Here is a 15,349-nt window from a genome sequence, read left to right on the forward strand (position 1 = left end):
GCCGTGAAGAGCGTCAGCCCACCGGCGACGTTCAAGGCGACCGGCTGAGCGCCGCCACCCCCCGCTCCTGCCCGGACCAGCTCTCCTGCCGCAGCAACTTGACCGCGACCACTCCGAGAAGGAGCCTGCGGGCTTCAGCGTATGGCGGCGGCTTGTCTGCGCATCGTAAGCATTCACCCCGAGCGCATGGGGGTATCACTCCAGGGGCTCTGTCGCAGAAACGGTGGTGACTGATCGTGATGTCACCCGAGCAGGATCCGGTGGCGTAGCAGCCGGAAGCCAGCCCGTCCGTACATCTGTCGTTTGATCATTTCTGTCTTGTTGTTGACGCCTTCGGTGCCGCCGTTGTGATGCGGGAGGGTGAGTCCTGCGTTGACGGCGGCGCGGTCCTGGTCGAGGCCGGTGCGGAAGCTGTGGAGGTGGGGTAGGTCCGCCTCGCGGGCCACGGTTCAGCCGACGGGACATCACGTCGGTCATCGCCCAGTACACCCGTGATTCGGAACTGGTCGGCGGCCATCCCCGCGACGTTGTCGTGTGTCGAGGCGGCCAGCACCACCACTCAGGTCGCCGGGGTAACCGGGACGGCCGCCGCGCGCATGGCGTCGAAGTTGGCGACGTACTGCCGGTAGACGGTCTGGTCGTTGAGCCGGAGCAGCGTCTCGTCGTTGCGGCGCAGCGAGGTCTCGTTGTAGTTGTGGCTGCCCGTGAAGACCCAGTGGGCATGGCGGTCGCCGTCGTAGGAGCCCTCGACGAGCAGATACTTGGAGTGGACGCGGCCGGGCAGCCCGCCGCCGGTGCCCAGGGTGCGCAGCTCGACGCGCGGCTCGGCCTGCAGGACCTGCTTGACCTCGTCGTCCATGATGCCGTAGACGACCTTGACCGTGCAGCCCTCGGCGGCCAGGGCGGTCAGCTTCTGGGGGATGGCGATGCGGTAGGTGTCCCACTCCGACATCCCGACGCGGATGGTCGTACGGCCGCCCTTGCAGGAGACCTTCCCCAGGTAGTCGACGATGGGATCGGTGGTGGCGTCCGTCCCCGCCTTGGGGAAGAAGTGGGCGCGCACCGAGCCGCCGGACGAGCCGGTGTTGACGACGCGGTAGTAGTCGAGGTTCTTCCGCTCGGCCGCCAGGTCCTTGAAGTAGCCCTCGTACGCCCGGTAGAGGCGCTTGTTGCCGGGCAGGACCACCGCGTTGTTCCAGTACGTCGTGGAGTTCAGGTCGGTGAGGTTGGCCGACGACTGCACCACCACGTCCGAGGCCCGGCCGGTCCGCGAGAACAGGTAGAACTTGTTGTGCTGCCCCTTGTCGCCGATGCACGCGGCCGTGCCGCCCGAGGGCGGGCCGGTGCACACGTGCAGCCACGAGGCGGCCGAGGTGTCCGTGCCCAGTCCGTCCGCGAGTTGCGCCGCCACCGTGCCGCCACGGGTGTCGCCGTCCAGGATGACCTGCACCTGCACGCCGCGCTGGTGAGCCTTGACGAGCTCGGCCGCGAACTCGGAGCCCGCGGTGCCAGACATCACGAAGTGGGCGACCTGGATGCGCGCCCCCGGCGGTGTCTGCTTGACCAGCGCGCAGATCCTGCGCACGATCGCGACCGGGTCGCCGCCCACCGGCTCGCTGAAGACCGCACCGGTGGCCACCCGCGTCTCCGGCGCGTCCGCGCAGACGCCGGCGCTCGCCGTCGCCGTGCCGCTCAGCGCCAGCACGGGGGTGGCCACAGCGGTTGCCGCCAGCACGGTCAGTGGTCTGCGGTGCATGGATCACTCCTTCGAGGGGCATAGCCGGTCCCGGACGGGGCCGGCCGGTTCTTTCGGGGAGTGATCCTTGCCCCGCCGACTGCGACTTCGGAAACGGCAGACCGAAAACGGGGGTAACGGCGCGGAAACATCTCCTCCAACCGGCACTCTGCGGGTCAGAGCCTGGAGGCCTGCGCCGGCGGCGAGGGCAAGGTGTTCACTCGCGCCCGAACTTCGGCGAACAGGACCGGATCCCATCAATGGCGGCGAATTGCCGAGGCAACGCCGTAGCCGGGATGGCCAACGGGGGACGTCGGCACAGAGCAGGCAATTCTCCGATATTTGCGAGATTTCAAGAAATTCACTACCAAATCTGTCAAGCCAGGGAAGGGTGAAGATAGGGAGAACGCGTTACGCTCGCCGTGATCTCGGGGCCGCTGTAGTCGGAGGACGGCGTGTACGGCGTTGCCTGGTTCGGGGTGCTCGGTCCGCTGGAGGTGACCGCGTCCGGGCGTCCGGTGCCCGTGGCGGGGCGCAGCCAGCGCGAGCTGCTGGGGGTGCTGCTGCTGTCCGCCAACCGGCTCGTGCCGGTGGACACCATGGTCGAGTCCCTGTGGCTGGACCGGCCGCCGAGCAGCGCGCGCAGGCAGGTCCAGAACAGTGTCGGCCGCCTGCGCAGGACCCTCGTCGCCGGCGGCGTCCCCCCGCAGACGCTGGAGACCAGGCCAGGCGGCTACCTGCTGCGCGTCTCGCCGGGCGAGCTCGACGCGCTCTCCTTCGTCCAGCACGTCGAGGAGGGGCGGCGGCTGGCCGGGGCGGAGCGCACGGCCGAGGCGGCTGCCCGCCTGCGCGCCGCACTCGCGCTGTGGCGGGGCACGCCGCTCGCCGACCTGGACAGCCACTTCGCGGTCACGCACGCGCGACGGCTGCACGAGGAGCGGCTGGCCGTGCTCGAAGAGTGCCTGGCTCTCGAACTGCGGCTCGGCCGGCACCACGAGGTGGCGGGCGAGCTGTCGGCGCTGGTGGAGGAACACCCGCTGCGGGAGGGCCCGCGAGCGCTCCTCATGACGGCGCTGCACCGCAGCGGGCGTACCGCCGATGCCCTTGAGGAGTACCGCAGGACGCGCGCGGCGTTCGTAGCCGAGCTGGGGCTCGAACCCGGCGCCGAGCTGCGTGACCTGGAGCGGGCCATCCTCACGGGGACGCTCGACCCGCCGAGCCCGGAGGCGGAGCCGCGCCGGGTCCGCCCTCGGCAACTGCTGCCGGACATCGCCGACTTCACGGGGCGCGACGACCTCGCCGACCGGCTCGAAACACTGCTGCGTGACTCCCACGGCTCGACCGCCGTCATGGTGGTGGCCATCGCGGGGCAGGCCGGGGTCGGCAAGACGGCGCTCGCCGTGCGCCTCGGGCACCGCCTGTCCGATGACTTCCCCGACGGGCAGCTGTACGTGGACCTGCGCGGCGGCGGCCAGGCACGCCCGGCCGAGCCGGTCGAGGTGCTCGCCCGGTTCCTGCGCGCGCTCGGCGCGCACGGGGCGGAGATACCCCAGGGCCTGGAGGAGCGCGCAGAGGAGTACCGCTCCGCGGTGGCCGACCGGCGGATGCTGGTGGTGCTGGACAACGCGGTCGACGAGGCTCAGGTCCGGCCGCTCGTCCCGGGCACGCCGAGGTGTGCCGTGCTGATCACCAGCCGCTCCAGGCTGGCCGGGCTGCCGGGGGCGCGGCTGGTGGAGCTGGGCGTACTGGAGACCGGGCAGGCCGTCGACCTGCTCGCCCGCGTCGCCGGCCGCGACCGGATCGCGGCGGAGCCGGAGGCCGCCCGCGAGCTCGCCCGGCTCTGCGGTCACCTGCCGCTCGCGCTGCGCATCGCCGGCGCCCGGCTGGCCACTCATCCCGGCCGCCCCCTGTCGGAGCTGGCGAGCCGTCTCGCCGACGAGCGCCACCGGCTGGACGAGCTGACGTACGGCGATCTGGAGGTGCGGGCCGGTCTGTCCTTCAGCCATCGCAGGCTCAGCGCCGCCTCCCAGCGGCTCTTTCACCTGCTCGGCCACTTGTACGCGCCGGAGTTCGGCTCATGGGTATGCGCCGCGCTGCTGGACGCCACCCCGGCCGGAGCCGCGCCGCTGATCGAGGAGCTGGTGGACGCGCAGCTCCTCCAGTCGGCCGGACCCGCCCGGTACCGCCTGCACGACCTGGTCCGGCTGTTCGCCAGGGAGTCGCGCGCCGACGATCCGCGGCCGGCGATCGCCCGCGCGCTCGGCGGCTGGCTGGCGCTCGCCGAGCGCGCGCACATCGCGGTGTCCGGAGGCGACTTCGCCACGCTGCACGGCACCGCGCCGCGCTGGACCAGGGCCCTGCCGGAGTCGCCGGCCGATCCGCTCGCCTGGTACGACACCGAGCGGCTCAACCTCGTGATGGCGGTGCACCAGGCCGCGGCGGCCGAACTCGACGAGCTGTGCTGGGATCTGGTGGCCAGCAGCTACACGCTGTTCCTCACGCGCGGGCACAACGACGACTGGGAGGAGACGCTCGACGCCGCGCTGGCGTGCACGCGCAGGACCGGCAACGCACGCGGCCGGGCGACCATGCTCATGGGGCTCGGCCTGCTGGGCGCCTACCGGCAGGACTACGCGGGCGCCGCCACGGTGCTGGAGGAGTCGGTGCGGACCTTCCGCGAGATCGGCGAGCGGCAGGGCCTGGTGTACGCGCTCGGCGTCGCGGCCCACGTGGACGGCATGATCGGCCGCTACGACCACGCCGCCGCGCTGCACGAGGAGGCGCTCGAAGCCCATCGCGCCTCCGGTGATCTCGGCGCGGAGGTCCTGTTGCTGCGCTCGCTGGCGCAACTCCTGGTCGAGATCGGCCAGTTGGAGCGGGCCCGGCCGCACCTGGAGCGGGCGCTGACCGCCGGTCGCGGCGGCGATCGGCGCATCCACGCCGAGGTCCTGTACTGGCTGGGGCAGCTCCACCTCGCCGCCGGAGAGCCGGAACAGGCCGAGCCCGCGTTCAAGGAGATGCTCGCGATCGCGGAGAACCTCGCCGATCCCCGTGAGGAGGCCGAGGCGAGGTACGGGCTCGGGCTGGTCCGCCTCCGCACCGGGGCGCTCGGCGCCGCCGCCGGCCTCTTCAGGCAGGCCCTGGCCCTGAACCGGCCCCTGCGCGAGCCCCTCACCGACGGCCGGATCAGGACCGCGCTCGGCCTCGTCCACCACAGGTACGGGCAGTTCCAGCAGGCGATCGGCTACCTCACCGAGGCCGCCGGGATCTTCGACGAGATCGGCGCGCCACTGTGGCGGGCGCGGGCGTACCGGGCCCTCGGGGACGCGCACGCGGCCCGCGGTGACCGGGCCGCCGCGATGGCGGCCCGGGAGCGCGCCCTGGCCCTGTTCGCCGATCTCGGCGCCCCCGAAGCGGCCGAGATGCGGCGCGACCACCCGGTGTAGGGCGGCGCGGTTCGGAGGGCGCGTCAATCCGCTGGGCCGCGTGCCCTGGGCGGCCCGGGGCGCGGCGCGGGCTGGTCCTCCGGCAGCAGGCCGAGGAACGGGGGACCCGTCGCTGAGGCAGGAGTGGTAGCGGCGCTCGATGAACGACTCCGCCAGGTCCCCCCAGCCGACCCCCACCCGACCTGCCAGTCACCCGACAGCGACAGCGGGGTGGCCTTGTACGACCCCTCTTCGCCCTCCGGGCCGGCCGTCACCGCCGGCACCACCGCGCCGGCCGCCGAGGGCGCGGCGGGCTCGCCGGACACCCGGTCATAGGGCGGGCCGGGATGTGGCCGATGGCCCATGTGCCCAGGACGCCGGGCGGGTGAGGCTTCTCGTGTTCGAAGAACCGGTGCTCAGCACCTCAAGGAAGGAAACAACGATGAAGCGGATGCTCACCATCGCCGGGATCCTGATCGCGGCGGCCGGTGTCCCCCAGGCCACCGCCACGGCAAGCGTCCAGGCGCAGCCGATGGCGGCGGCCGTCGACCTGCCCGTGCATCGGGGCAAGTTCTGGTTTCACAGCGACTGCGTGACGGCCGGCCAGGAAGGGGTCGACCGCGGGCACTGGTCGCACTACAAGTGCGCCGAGGGCTGGCTGTGGAACCTGTGGACCGATCGATGAGGCCCGGCTCCCGCCCGTGATGGCGGGAGCCACCGGGCTCGGGATGGCGTCCCCTCCGGTCATCCCGAGCCCAGACCGGCGTCCCTGGCCCGCACGATCGCCGCGGCCCGGTCGTGCACCTGCAGCTTGGCGAAGATCGAACCGACGTGGTTGCGCACGGTCTTGTCCGTGACGAACAACCGCTGCGCGATCTGCCGGTAGCTCAGTCCCTGCGCCAGCAGGTCGAGGATCTCGCGCTCCCTGGCCGTGAGCGTCGGGAACGCCTGCTTGGCGGGGGCGCCGGAGAAGGCGGCGAACAGGCAGGCGAGGCGTTCGGCCAGGTGCGGGCCGAACACCGCGCCGCCCCGGCCGACCGTGCGCAGGGCGAGCAGGATCTCCTCGCGGGTGGCGCCCTTGAGCAGGTAGCCGCGCGCGCCGGCGCGCATCGCCGCCAGCAGGTTGTCGTCGTCCTCGGACATCGTCATGACCAGGACCCGGATGTCCGGATGGGCGCGCAGGAGCAGGCGGGTGGCCTCGATGCCGGACTGGCCCGGCAGTCCGAGGTCCATGACCACCAGGTCGGGGGCGGTGCGGGCGGCCTCCGCGAGAGCCTGCTCGCCGGTGGCCGCCTGCCCCACGACGGTAAACTCGCCGTCCAGATCCACGGCCGCGGCGAGCCCCTCCCTGAAGAGGGGATGGTCGTCGACCAGCAGCACCCGCCAGGCGTCACTCATGGATGGTCTCCGTGGAGGTGGGGAGGGTGGCGGTCACGGTGGTGCCGCCCGGAGCGGTGTCGACGCTGGCCGTGCCGCCGATCTCCTCGGCGCGTTCGGCGACCGAGGCCAGGCCGGTGCCCGGCACGGCGTCCGCGGCGATGCCGGTGCCGTCGTCGGTGACCGTGACCGTGAGCGCGGCGGACTCCGTGGTGAAGGCCACCTGCACGTGACCGGCGCCGGCATGGCGTACGGCGTTGGTCACGGCCTCGGCGGCGATGCGGTAGGCGGCGGTCTCCACGGCGGGCGCCAGGGCGGGCAGCGGCGCGGGCGGGTCGATCACCGTGACGCGGGCGGCGTCCGTGCTGAGGCGGTGCGCCAGGACCCGGGTGGCGTCCAGCAGCCCGCGTTCGACCAGAGTGGCGGGGGTCAGTCCGGCGGTGATGCGGCGTACCTCGGTGATCGCCTCCCCCAGCCCGTCGGCCGCCGTGCACAGGTGCGGGTGCGCGGCGGAGTGCGGCGGGCTGGACGCCCGCGCGACGTCCAGCCGGAGCCGCACGGCGGCGAGTTGCGGGCCGAGGCCGTCGTGGATCTCCCGGCGCAGGCGGCGGCGCTCCTCCTCGCGGGCCAGCGCCAGGCGTTCGCGGGCGGCCTGCGCCTCCTCCGCCAGCCGCAGCGCGGCCAGCGCCGGACTGGCCTGGTCGGCGAGCAGCGACAGCAGCTCGCTGTCGCGCTCGGCGGGCGTGCTCGCGCCGTCGCGCGCCACCTCCAGGCGGCCCACCACCTGCCCGTGGTGGCGTAGCGGGAAGACCTGCCCGGGACCGCTCACGGGGGCACCGGCGGCGGCCAGCACGCGCGGGCCGGAACGGGTCTCGACGCTGATCGCCGCCCCGGACAGGCCCAGGTCCTCCACGACGCTGCGGCAGATCTGCTCGGGCACGTCGCCGGGATGCGGGGCCTGCTGCAACCGGGCGGCCAGGGCCCGCACGGCCTCGTGCGGGCGGGCGCGCGGCCCGTAGAAGGCCCGCTCGACCGCCATCACGGCGTGCCGTACGACCGGCCGGGCGGCCCAGCCGGCCACCAGCGCGCCGCCGACGACGACCACCGTGACCGCGCTGCGGACGGCGGGAACGGCCGCCCAGGCACCCATCGCCGCGCAGGTGGCCGCGATGATCAACACGGCCAGCACGAACGCGCGGGCAAGGCGATGGCTGGTGACCCGCTCCAGCCGCCACATGCCGCCCCGGGCAGCCGCGAGGCAGATCATGGCGACCCACAGCGTCACCCCGGCCGCTCGCGCCACGACCGTCCAGCGCTCCCCCCACAGGTCCGACAGCAGCAGGCAGACGTAGCCCGGGTAGGCCACGGCGATCAGCCCCCGGACTCCGCGCCCCTCCCCGGCAGGTGCTCTGAGCGCGTTGCGGGCCAGATCCGCCGTCACCGCCACGGTCAACGCCGGCATCGTCCAGTCCAGCACGTTCTGACTGTCGTGCAGCAGCTCGGCGGCCCATCCGCCGGGCGCGGTCGCCGACCACGGGCTGGGGAAACTGGGCAGGCCCGGTGTGCCCAGGCCCCAGATCACCGCGTACTGGAGGCTGGCGGCGGTGGCAGCCAGGACCACAGCGCGTCGCAGCCTGCTGGGGGACGAGCCGGGAAGCAGGCACAAGGGCAGCAGGAGCACGGTCAGCGGCCGGCACGCGGTCCCGGCCGCGCCCAGCAGGATCGCCGCCCCGGCGACCGGAGCCGTCTGGCCGCCCAGGCTCGCGAGCGCGTCGGACACCGCCGGAGGCACGATCCACACCACCCCGGCGGCCAGGACCAGCCCGCCACGGCGCGCGGCGTAGCGATCGGCCAGCAGCAACACCGCGACCGCGCACACCGGCAGGCCCACGACCAGCCGGATCACCTCGGCGGTCAGCCGCGCCTCACCCGGCCGCACCGGGCCTGGCGGCACCACCGCGAACCGCACGACCAGGACGGCGAGCAGCACCGCAGCGGCCATCCCTGCGAGGTGCGCGCCGCGGGTGTGCGACCGGACGGCGGCCAGGCCCGGCGCTAGTCCACCCAAAGGTCCCAGGTGCTGATGTCGAGGATCGACTTGACGCAGGTGGGGTTGGACCAGCGCCGTTTGCGCACCCCCTCGCGGCCTGCCTCCCGGCAGCCCGCTTCGGAGTGGTAGGAGCCGATATACCGCTTGGCGTCCACATCGGCGGAGGCCCCGGCGGGCAGCGTCAGGAGAGCGGCGAAGACCGCCATGGAGACGGCGAACGACCCGAACGTAATGCGCATACTGGACTCCAGGAGAGGGGATCGCGGAGAGTAGCGGTTCGATCGCTCATCGTAGCAAGGCGGGCCAGGAGTGCGGCCAGCGGTTTTCCCGCCGATACCCGTTCGCGACGGTCGTGGGCCAGACTCTGAGGCATGTCTCGTGCTCTCGCGGTCGTGCTCCTGGCGGTGACGCTGCTGACCGGCTGCGGGTCCGGGGCCGCCCTGAGCCAGTCCGTGCTGGACCAGGCCCGGCGGCAGGGTGTGGCGCCCGACCTGATGTACGTGGTGGACCTGCCGGGCTACGAGCTGGCCGAGCAGTCGGTGGGCGCGGTCGGCGAGGAGGGGTTCGGCGCCGTCTACACCGCGCCTGACGGCAAGCAGGTGGAGATGCGGATCGACCGCGGGCCGTACACCTGCCTCGGCACCTGCGAGCGGGACGGCGACGGCTGGTACACCGAGCACGAGGGCCGCCAGGAGTACGCGGCCGTACGCGCGGACCACCACGTGCGGTTGATCTCCGCCGCCGGGCAGGTGGACCGGGGCGTGCTGAAGCGGGCGGCCGAAGGCGCCCGGCCGGCCGTCGGCGACGGCACGCCCGCTCCCCCGCCGAGCCAGGTGGAGCGTGGAGACCTCCCCGAGAACGGCGACGGCGCGCCGATCGACCCGACGGGGCCCGGCGGGTGACCGGGTCGCCTTTCCGGGGCCGAATCGCGCCCCTTATCGTGTGAATCGCCGAAGAAAGGGAGTCGGATGCCGCACGTCCGCCCGCTCCGGCCCGGTGATCCCGAGCGGATCGGCGGCTATCGGCTCGCCGGTGTCCTCGGCTCCGGCGGGCAGGGAGTGGTCTACCAAGGGGTCGGCGACACCGGCCGCGAGGTCGCCGTCAAGCTGCTGCACAGCCACCTGAGCCACGACGACGACGTCACGAAGGGGTTCCTGCGCGAGGTCGAGGCCGCGCGCAGGGTGGCCGCGTTCTGCACGGCGGCCGTGCTGGACGTCGGCATGCACGACGAGCGGCCGTACATCGTGAGCGAGTACGTGCCAGGCGAGACGCTGCAGGCCCTCGTCCGCTCATCGGGCCCCCGGACGGGCGGCGCGCTTGACCGCCTCGCGATCTCCACCCTCACGGCGCTGGCGGCCATCCACCAGGCCGGGATCGTGCACCGCGACTTCAAGCCGGGCAACGTCCTGATAGGCCCGGAAGGCCCGATCGTCATCGACTTCGGCATCGCCAAGGCGCTCGACGCGACCACCCGCGGCGCCTCCGGACCGATCGGCACGCCCACCTACATGTCGCCCGAGCAGTTCGGGGGCGAGCGGATCGGGCCCGCGTCCGACCTCTTCAGCTGGGCGGGCACGATGATGTTCGCCGCCACGGGCCGCCCCGCCTTCGCGGGGGAGACCGTGCCCGCCATCCTGCACCAGATCCTGAGCGGCTCCCCCGACCTGGTGGGCGTGCCACCTCACCTGCTGGAGCCGATCCGGGCATGCCTGGCCAAGGACCCGGCGGCCCGGCCGACCACGGCGGACCTGCTGCAGCGGCTGATCAGGCATCCGGGGCCGACGGCGCACCCCCATCCCGTTCCCGCACCCGCACCCGCGTCCACGGCGGAGGCGGAGACCGCGCCGAGCCGGCCCAGGCGGGTCAGCCGCCGGGTCCTGATCACCGGCGGTGTCGCCGCCACCGCTGCGGTGGCGGTGTCCGCCTTCGCCGTCTTCCGTCCGGAAGGTCCGGAAGGCGAAGTCGTCCGGCCCGGCGGCGACGCCTTACGGCCGAACGGCGACGTCCCCCAGCCGGACGGCGGGACGAGGACGGTGGGCGGCTCGCCGACCCCGACGGCCGAGCCCTTCGGCACGCCGATCGAGGAGCCCGTCCCCCTGCCGGAAGCGGGCGGTGACCCCACGACGCTGGCCGCCACCGCGGCCACCGTCGTCTGCGGCACGGCCAAGGGCGCGGTGCTCGCCTGGGACATGGGCACGGCGGCGGCCACCCGGCTCGGTGACGGAGGAGGCTCGGTGACAGCCGTGGCGACCGGCGACCTCGGCGGGACGCGGGTGGTCGCCTCGGGCCACGCCGACGGCAGGATGCGGCTGTGGAGCCTGGCCGGCGAGAGCCTCGCCACGCACCGGGCGGGCGACCCCGTCATCGCCGTCACGGTCGCCGCGGGCAGGGCGGTCGCGGTCACGGAGAAGTACGACGGCACGACCGACCTCCACAGCGTCGTACGGCTGTGGGACATCTCCACCGGCAAGCGGATCGGCGCCACGATCACCGACCACTTCCAGGGCGTCGAAGCCCTGGCCTTCGGCAGGCTCGGTGAACAGGACGTGCTCGTCACCGGAGACGGCGGCGAGCGGATCCGGGTGCGCCGCCTGTCGACCGGCAAGCTGACGCACTCCTTCCACACCGGCGAGATCGGCGGCATCGAGCAGCTCGCCTGCGGCCGGATCAAGGGCAGGCCCGTCCTCGTCTCCACCCACCTGGACGCCACGCTGCGGGTCTACGACCTGGCCACCGGCAAGCGCAGGAAGAGGTGGACGTTCAGCGACCAGAGCCCCGACGACCGGGGCGCCGGCGCGCTGGCCGTGGGCATGCTGGGCGACCTGCCCATCGCGGCCGTCAGCCACACCCCGGCGGGCGGCGACGCCATCGTCCGCGTCCGGAACCTGGACGACGGAGAGATCATCGGAATCCTGGGCCCCGGCGACGGCGGCGAGATCCGCACCCTGGCACTGGGCGAACTCGACGGCCGCACCGTCATCGTGGGCGCCGACGAGCAACGGGCGCTGCGCGTGTGGAGCCTCGGTCCGGCCTGACGGCCCGGACTCGACGCGGAGCACGCCACGGCGCTGGAGGACTACGCGAACACGGGGTCAGCGCCCCTGAGCCGTCGATCCGCGGACGACCAGCTCGGTGGCGAGCTCGACGTGGTGGGAGTCGATCTGCTCGCCGGCGGCAAGGCGCAGCGCCGTGCGCAGGGCGACCCTGCCCATCTCGCGCAGCGGCTGGCGGACGGTGGTCAGCGGCGGGGAGGCCATCTTGGCGATCTGGGTGTCGTCGAAGCCCACGATGCTCAGGTCGTCGGGAATGCGCAGGCCGCGCGCCCGCGCGGCCTCCATGACGCCGAGCGCCATCTCGTCACAGCCCGCGAAGATCGCCGTCGGTGCTCCCGGCAGATCCAGCAGGGCCGCGCCACCCAGCACGCCGTCCTGGTAGCGGAACTGACCGGTCTGTACGTAACCGTCGGGCACGGGCACGCCGACGGCCTCCATGGCGGCGCGGTAGCCGTGCAGTCGTGCCTGGTTGCAGTCCGCCGTCGCCGGACCTCCGATGTAGGCGATGCGGCGATGCCCGAGGGAGAGCAGGTGCTGGGTCGCGGCCAGGCCGCCGGCGAAGTTGGTCGACCCGATGCTGGTCACGCGGGTGCGCGGCAGGTTCAGCGGGTCGATCACGACCAGCGGCAGGCGCGCCCTGGACAGGGCGGCCAGTTGCCTGGCGGTCAGCTCGCTGGTGACGGCGATCAGGGCCCGCCGCCCGGCGGAGATCAGGTCGCGAGCCCACCCGGCGGTGCGGTCGGCGCTCTTGCGGATGCTGACGACGACCCCCACTCCGGCTTCGGCCCCGGCCTCCACCGCGCCCTGGATGATCTCGGTGGAGTAGGCGTTGAAGCCCGTGTCGAACTGAACCTCGACCGTGGTCAGCCCGACGGCGCCTCGCGGTGACGGCGCGACGTAGTCGTGCCGCTGCAGCAGCGACTGCACCAGGGAGCGGGTCGCCGGCGCGACGTCGCTGCGGCCGTTGAGCACCTTGGAGACCGTCGCGACCGACACACCGGCCGAGGCCGCGACGGTGGCCAGCGTGGCGCGCCTAGGACTGTCGGGCATCGCTTCCCTCCTGTGACGGACTCACGTCCACGGGTGTGAGGAGCCGCCGCCCGCTCCCGACGGGCCGGGTCGGGCCGGTCAGCCGCACGACACCGCGGCAGGGCAGGTCGGCCGCGGACGTGCCGACCAGCACTTCCACGTCCCCCGGCTCGACGATCCGCCGCAGGTCTCGCCCGGTGAAGGCGGTCCGGTCTGCGTGTACGTGGAATCGCACGTCCGCGCTCGCCCCGGGCTCCAGCTCGACCCGCGCGAACCCGGTCAGCTGCCTCACCGGCCGGGTGACCTGGGCGAGCACGTCGCGCAGGTAGAGCTGGACGACCTCGTCACCGGCCCTGCCTCCGGTGTTGCGGACCCGGACCGACACGGTGAACTCACCGTCGGTGGGCACCTCGGCGTCGCTGATCCGCAGGTCGCCGACCTCGAAGCTGGTGTAGGAGGTGCCGTATCCGAAGGGGAACAGCGGTGTCGGGTCGAGGTTGCTGATGCCCTCGCTGTTGGCGCCCAGCGGGGGCTGCAGGTAGGTGCCCGGCTGCCCGCCCGGCAGGCGGGGGATCTGCACGGGCAGCCTGCCCCCGGGCTGGACGCGGCCGGAGAGCACGCCGGAGATCGCGGCCCCGCCTTCCTCGCCGGGCATGAACGCCTGGACGAGCGCGGCGGCTCCGGCGTGCACCTCGCCCAGCGCGTACGGGCGGCCGGAGACGACGACCACGACGACCGGGGTGCCGGTGGCGGTGAGCTCGGCCAGCAGGTCCGCCTGCACTCCGGGCAGGCGCAGATCCTCGGCGTCGCAGCCCTCACCCGAGGTGCCCTGCCCGAACAGGCCGGCGAGGTCGCCCACGACGGCGACGCAGATGTCCGCGTCGCGGGCCGCGGCCACCGCGGCCGCGAACCCGGAGCGGTCCTCCTCCCGCACGTCGCAGCCACCTTCGTGCACGATCTCGGCGTCCGGCAGCTCCGCCCGCAGGGCGTCGAGGAGGCTGGGCGCGTCGATGCCGAGCCCGAGGCCGGGATGGCGGGGCAGCACGTGGTTGGGGAAGGCGTAGCAGCCCATGAAGGTGCGCGGGTCGGTCGCGCACGGGCCGACGACGGCGACCCGGCGCGGCTCCGGGCGTCCCTCTCCGAGCAGCGGCAGCGCGGTGCCGGCGTCGAGCAGGATGACCGACCGCTCGGCCATCTCGCGGGCGAGCGCCCGGTTGTCCGGCGAGTCCAGGTCCACGGTGGCGGCCCCGGACACCGACCCTTCGGGCGTCCAGTCCTCGTCGAGCAGCCCGAGCTCGGCCTTCTGGGTGAGCAGGCGGCGTGCCGCCCGGTCCACCAGCGACTCCGCCAGCTCACCCCGGCGCACCAGCTCGACCAGATGCGGGCCGAAGCCGAGGGTGTCGGGCAGTTCCACGTCGATGCCGGCCGTGAGCGCCTGGACGCCCGCGTCGGCGGCGTCGGCGGCGATCCCGTGCATCGTGGCGAGGAACGGGACGGCCCAGTAGTCGGAGACGACGGTCCCGGTGAATCCCCACTGCTCGCGCAGCAAGTCGGTCAGCAGCCAGGAGTCGACCCCGGCGGGGACGCCGTCGACGTCGGCGTAGGAGTTCATCACCGAGCGGGCGCCGCCCAGCACGATGGCCGTCTCGAAGGGCGGCAGGATCATGTCCATCAGCTCGCGGCGGCCCATGGGGACGGGGCCGTGGTTGCGGGCCGCGCGCGAGGCGGAGTAGCCGGCGAAGTGCTTGAGCGTGGCGATGATCCCGGCGCTCTCCAGGCCGCGGACGTAGCCGGCGCCGAGCGTCGCGACGAGGTAGGGGTCCTCGCCCATCGTCTCCTCGACCCTGCCCCAGCGGTAGTCGCGCACCACGTCGAGCACCGGCGACAGTCCCTGGTGCGCGCCCACGGCGCGCATGTCCCGCCCGATGGACGCGGCCATCCGCTCCACGAGGTCGGGGTCGAAGGTCGCGCCCCAGGCGATGGCCGCGGGGTAGACGGTCGCGCGGTAGGCCGTGAATCCGGTGAGGCACTCCTCGTGGACGAGCGCCGGGATGCCCAGCCTGGTGCGTTCCATGATCGAGCGTTGCAGCCGGACCACCTCCGCCGCGCCCTCCGCCGCGGTCACGGGCCCGCTGCCGTACACGCGCGTCAGGTGGCCGAGCCCGTGGCGGGTCGCCTCCTCGAAGGGGATCGTCCCGGAGGCCGCGAACACGTCCTGCATCGGCGCGACGTTGACCGTCCCGCAGGCGTCGGGATCGGCGATCGGCTCGGGATGGTCGGCGGCCCGCATGTCGTTGCCGACCCACCGGCTGCCGAGCTGGGCGACCTTCTCCTCCAGCGTCATCTCCACAAGGAGCGCCTCGACCCGGTCGGCCACCGGGAGCGCCGGGTCCTGCCACGGGCGAAGGGCCCGGCCCGCCGGTGGGGTCCGATCTAGAGCCGTCATCTGCTGCTCTCCTTAGGGCACGTTCTTACCGCAGGTTTCGAAATGTTTCGAGACTGCCGAGGAACCTCTCCGACACCATATAGCCAGTACAACCCCCTGACGGAAGTACCTTACACGGCCACCTGGCGCTCTCACTCAGCCACTCGGCGACCAATCCTTGACACACCAATTCCCGATACTTAGATTGGCGTGCCACGGTCATTTCGTAAATGTTTCAAAAGCCGGTCCGTCCGA

Annotated in this window: 11 protein-coding genes and 1 pseudogene; 4 read left to right on the forward strand and 8 right to left on the reverse strand. The window is 73.2% G+C overall.

All coding sequences use genetic code 11. The features are described 5' to 3' along the window. Positions 1-242 precede the first annotated feature (242 nt). Positions 243-440: pseudogene (locus V5E28_RS13920) on the reverse strand (transposase); the annotation flags it as partial. A gap of 119 nt (positions 441-559) precedes the next feature. Further along, positions 560-1,756, reverse strand: a complete 1,197-nt coding sequence (locus V5E28_RS13925; RefSeq protein WP_336207262.1) for a phospholipase D-like domain-containing protein — start codon at positions 1,754-1,756, stop codon at positions 560-562. 434 nt (positions 1,757-2,190) lie between these two features. Between V5E28_RS13925 and V5E28_RS13930 the strand changes: the two genes are divergently transcribed. Then, positions 2,191-5,181, forward strand: coding sequence for an AfsR/SARP family transcriptional regulator (locus V5E28_RS13930; protein WP_336207263.1), 2,991 nt, complete (start codon positions 2,191-2,193; stop codon positions 5,179-5,181). A gap of 23 nt (positions 5,182-5,204) precedes the next feature. Here V5E28_RS13930 and V5E28_RS13935 read toward each other — a convergent pair whose 3' ends face one another. Beyond that, on the reverse strand, positions 5,205-5,525 hold the full coding sequence (locus V5E28_RS13935) for a hypothetical protein (RefSeq protein WP_336207264.1): 321 nt from the start codon (positions 5,523-5,525) through the stop codon (positions 5,205-5,207). 77 nt (positions 5,526-5,602) lie between these two features. Here V5E28_RS13935 and V5E28_RS13940 point away from each other — a divergent pair, with 77 nt between their 5' ends. Further along, the gene (locus tag V5E28_RS13940; RefSeq protein ID WP_336207265.1) at positions 5,603-5,845 is read left to right on the forward strand and encodes a hypothetical protein; all 243 of its coding nucleotides are present in this window, start codon (positions 5,603-5,605) and stop codon (positions 5,843-5,845) included. A gap of 59 nt (positions 5,846-5,904) precedes the next feature. On the opposite strand, the gene V5E28_RS13945 is transcribed toward V5E28_RS13940, so the two are convergent. Genes V5E28_RS13945 through V5E28_RS13955 form a run of 3 tightly spaced genes read right to left on the reverse strand, consistent with a single transcriptional unit; the run spans position 5,905 to position 8,826 of the window. Beyond that, entirely contained in the window at positions 5,905-6,558 is a 654-nt protein-coding gene (locus tag V5E28_RS13945) for a response regulator transcription factor (RefSeq protein WP_336207266.1), read from the reverse strand. Next, positions 6,551-8,539 carry a GAF domain-containing sensor histidine kinase gene (locus tag V5E28_RS13950; protein ID WP_336207267.1) on the reverse strand — a complete coding sequence of 663 codons (1,989 nt, stop codon included), beginning with the start codon at positions 8,537-8,539 and terminating at the stop codon, positions 6,551-6,553. Before V5E28_RS13950 ends, V5E28_RS13945 begins: the two co-directional genes overlap by 8 nt. Positions 8,540-8,592: 53 nt before the next feature. Further along, on the reverse strand, positions 8,593-8,826 hold the full coding sequence (locus V5E28_RS13955; RefSeq protein WP_336207268.1) for a hypothetical protein: 234 nt from the start codon (positions 8,824-8,826) through the stop codon (positions 8,593-8,595). Between the two features lie 132 nt (positions 8,827-8,958). Between V5E28_RS13955 and V5E28_RS13960 the strand changes: the two genes are divergently transcribed. Together V5E28_RS13960 and V5E28_RS13965 are read left to right on the forward strand one after the other, a co-directional pair. Next, positions 8,959-9,489, forward strand: a complete 531-nt coding sequence (locus V5E28_RS13960) for a hypothetical protein (RefSeq protein ID WP_336207270.1) — start codon at positions 8,959-8,961, stop codon at positions 9,487-9,489. A gap of 66 nt (positions 9,490-9,555) precedes the next feature. Next, a complete protein-coding gene (locus tag V5E28_RS13965) occupies positions 9,556-11,622 on the forward strand; it encodes a WD40 repeat domain-containing serine/threonine protein kinase (protein ID WP_336207271.1) in 2,067 nt (688 codons plus the stop codon). A 57-nt stretch (positions 11,623-11,679) separates the two neighbouring features. On the opposite strand, the gene V5E28_RS13970 is transcribed toward V5E28_RS13965, so the two are convergent. Both V5E28_RS13970 and V5E28_RS13975 read right to left on the reverse strand, forming a co-directional pair. Beyond that, positions 11,680-12,690, reverse strand: coding sequence for a LacI family DNA-binding transcriptional regulator (locus V5E28_RS13970; RefSeq protein ID WP_336207272.1), 1,011 nt, complete (start codon positions 12,688-12,690; stop codon positions 11,680-11,682). Then, the gene (locus V5E28_RS13975) at positions 12,674-15,115 is read right to left on the reverse strand and encodes a glycoside hydrolase family 3 N-terminal domain-containing protein (protein WP_336207273.1); all 2,442 of its coding nucleotides are present in this window, start codon (positions 15,113-15,115) and stop codon (positions 12,674-12,676) included. The genes V5E28_RS13970 and V5E28_RS13975 overlap by 17 nt, the downstream gene beginning before the upstream one ends. Between the last annotated feature and the right edge of the window lie 234 nt (positions 15,116-15,349).

The organism is Nonomuraea sp. LPB2021202275-12-8 (genome assembly GCF_037044575.1).
Lineage (GTDB): Bacteria > Actinomycetota > Actinomycetes > Streptosporangiales > Streptosporangiaceae > Nonomuraea.

Bases quoted from the DNA above. Each gene is read 5' to 3' on its own strand.
- V5E28_RS13925 (WP_336207262.1), bottom strand. From the start codon at position 1,756: ATGCACCGCAGACCACTGACCGTGCTGGCGGCAACCGCTGTGGCCACC.
- V5E28_RS13935 (WP_336207264.1), bottom strand. From the start codon at position 5,525: ATGGGCCATCGGCCACATCCCGGCCCGCCCTATGACCGGGTGTCCGGC.
- V5E28_RS13940 (WP_336207265.1), top strand. From the start codon at position 5,603: ATGAAGCGGATGCTCACCATCGCCGGGATCCTGATCGCGGCGGCCGGT.
- V5E28_RS13945 (WP_336207266.1), bottom strand. From the start codon at position 6,558: ATGAGTGACGCCTGGCGGGTGCTGCTGGTCGACGACCATCCCCTCTTC.
- V5E28_RS13950 (WP_336207267.1), bottom strand. From the start codon at position 8,539: ATGGCCGCTGCGGTGCTGCTCGCCGTCCTGGTCGTGCGGTTCGCGGTG.
- V5E28_RS13955 (WP_336207268.1), bottom strand. From the start codon at position 8,826: ATGCGCATTACGTTCGGGTCGTTCGCCGTCTCCATGGCGGTCTTCGCC.
- V5E28_RS13960 (WP_336207270.1), top strand. From the start codon at position 8,959: ATGTCTCGTGCTCTCGCGGTCGTGCTCCTGGCGGTGACGCTGCTGACC.
- V5E28_RS13965 (WP_336207271.1), top strand. From the start codon at position 9,556: ATGCCGCACGTCCGCCCGCTCCGGCCCGGTGATCCCGAGCGGATCGGC.
- V5E28_RS13970 (WP_336207272.1), bottom strand. From the start codon at position 12,690: ATGCCCGACAGTCCTAGGCGCGCCACGCTGGCCACCGTCGCGGCCTCG.
- V5E28_RS13975 (WP_336207273.1), bottom strand. From the start codon at position 15,115: ATGACGGCTCTAGATCGGACCCCACCGGCGGGCCGGGCCCTTCGCCCG.